This window comes from Candidatus Culexarchaeum yellowstonense (assembly GCF_024707025.1).
Classification (GTDB): Archaea; Thermoproteota; Methanomethylicia; order Culexarchaeales; family Culexarchaeaceae; genus Culexarchaeum.
On sequence record NZ_JANGFQ010000196.1, the window covers coordinates 1 to 2368 of the forward strand.

Here is a 2368-nt window from a genome sequence, read left to right on the forward strand (position 1 = left end):
AGGAATGGTGAAAGTGTGAAGGTGAATAATGAGAATGCTGTGAAGATTAAGAAGCTACTCCCACCAGTAACTCCGAGGACCATTTCCGCAAGCCTAGCGGTAACTCCAGTATATTTTAAAGCTCCGGCTTCACCTAAAATGCACATTATGAATAGGAGGCTCCACCAATCCACCTCCCCCTCCACAATCTCCTTAGCATCCTCCCTATATAGGATTAGGGATAATGAGGCGCCAATAAATCCGAAGCCTAGAAGCATAGTTCCCTCCCCTAAGCCAAGGGTATGCTCCCAGAAGCTGTGGGAAGCTACACCTAGAATTGAGAATAGGAATATCATGACTGCGTAGACAAGCTTCCTATAATCAGTTACAAATGATGCTACATCCACAATCCTGCCACTCTCCTGTAAAACCTTATTCACTGAGCTTTGAGCTTCAATCACATATGTCCCCCTCTTCCTCATGAAGTAGATGCAGAGGATGAAGACTGATAGGAGGCCTATTGGGAAGCTCCACCTCAAGAATTCTGAGAAGCTGAGCTTAGCTTCGAAAGCCAAGAGCAATCCCACGGGATTACCTAGAGCAGTGCCACTACTACCAATATTGGTGGCCATTATGATGAGAAGTATGAAGGGGACTGGATTGAAGTTGAAAAATTCTGCAAATTCTAAGACTATGGTGGACATGAAGATTATTGAGGAAACTTCATCCATGAGGCATGCGAAGATCATTGAGGAAAACGCCATAATAACCATAAACCACTTAAAACTGAAGTTGCATAGCTTAAGTATGATCATGGAGAACCATTTGAAGAATCCCACGCGTTTAAGTGGGGCTACGAGGATGCTGACGGCGACAAGGAAGAGGATTATATTGAACTCTGCAGACTCGATGAATGTTTCCACATTAATGACTCCAAGTCCTAGAATTAATGAGATGCTGAAAAGTGAGATTATGAGCTTATATTCCCAGTATAGGAGGGCTCCGAGAACTGTTACAACGAATAGTGATAGGGCAATGATCTGCTTGGAATTGAATCCGAGGACAAAGCCAAAGACTGCTGAGGCTAATGGTGAAATTATCAGTGCACCAAGCTTCCCGCGGAGAATCCTTATTAACTCAACCATGAAATCCCGGAAACATTTAATAACAGTCAACAAAATAAAAGTATTGGTGTAAGGTTTTGAGCGAGGAAACTGAGAAGTTGCAGGAATTGAGGGGAGAGGAAGTTGCAAAGTATATGAGGCCAGTATCCAATGTAATAGATGCTGAAACCCCAATATGGAAGGTTATGGAGATGGCCACGTATAGTCCAGGGAGACACACGTACCTATTATGTAGGGATGGGAAGCCTATTGGGATGATCACGATACATAAGATATTGAAGTGGATACTCTTAAAGACGAGGGAGCTGAAGGATTTGGCGGAGGAGTTGGAGGTGGAGTTTAGGGAGGTTTTGGGGGTTAGGGCAATAGATTTTGCAGAGCCTCCAGCCACAATACCGGAGGATGCCACGGTAACTGATGCGGCTAGGGAGATGGTTAGGAGGGGGGTGGACACCGTATGGGTTTTATCGGCAAATGGGGAAGTGTTGGGGGAATTGGATTATAGGGTTATAATGGAGTTGGCTTTAAAGGAGATTGCTAAAACCTGAAAACAACATTTAACGTCAAATTCAAGTATACGATGAGCACTGTGAGAAGGAATGCTCTCTCTAAACCAAGCCCCTTAGCAGCTGAAACTGTGCTGGAGGCTAGGAGGCATGAGGAGAACTGTAAGGCAATTATTAGGATTCCTTGAATTGTGAAGTTTAAATTGGAGATCATTATGTATGGTATTATGGTTAGTGGGATTGTGGCTATGGATAAACCGAAGAATAGTATACCTCTACCGCCAACCCTACCATGAATTAGGAGTGGGAGGATGTCGAAGGCAAAGTAAACTATAAGCCATGAGGCTAAGAATCTTAAACCAGTATATATGGGCCATTGTAGAGGTTTGTATGAAGCTGAGAATAGGCATAATTCAATATTAGTCCAGTAGCATGTGAAGAAGCCGAAGGCTAAAACTATTATGGGGATTATTAATCTTAGGATTTTCCCCTCATAGAGTGAGAAGAGTAGCCATCTTGGAAATAGAATTGTGGAAAGTTTGGATCTAACTTTTAGGGGGATGGGGATCCTAGAATAGTATTTTAGTTCTGAAATCCTCTCCTTACCATCCATGAGAAGCCTATAAGCCATCCACCCCCTATCGGTAAGAGTGAATTTCCCACCCACATCCCTCTTTACAAGGTCTCCCAAGAGTTCAATGTTATAGTAAACGCTCCCTGAACTTGCATTGAGTGATTCCATAAGCTCTCTTAAACTTG

The 2368-nt window shown here is 43.2% G+C and carries 3 protein-coding genes; 1 reads left to right on the forward strand and 2 read right to left on the reverse strand.

The window, feature by feature from the left end; all coding sequences use genetic code 11:
* Window positions 1–1124: SLC13 family permease (locus MRT15_RS11010; RefSeq protein WP_304330239.1), on the reverse strand; the 1124-nt coding region annotated here is incomplete at its 3' end.
* Window positions 1125–1180: 56 nt separating this feature from the next.
* On the opposite strand from MRT15_RS11010, the gene MRT15_RS11015 reads away from it, so the two are divergent.
* Window positions 1181–1651 carry a CBS domain-containing protein gene (locus MRT15_RS11015; protein WP_304330241.1) on the forward strand — a complete coding sequence of 157 codons (471 nt, stop codon included), beginning with the start codon at window positions 1181–1183 and terminating at the stop codon, window positions 1649–1651.
* On the opposite strand, the gene MRT15_RS11020 is transcribed toward MRT15_RS11015, so the two are convergent.
* On the reverse strand, window positions 1641–2368 hold a 728-nt coding region (locus MRT15_RS11020; protein ID WP_304330242.1), incomplete at its 5' end, for a hypothetical protein. The two genes, MRT15_RS11015 and MRT15_RS11020, sit on opposite strands and share 11 nt — an antisense overlap.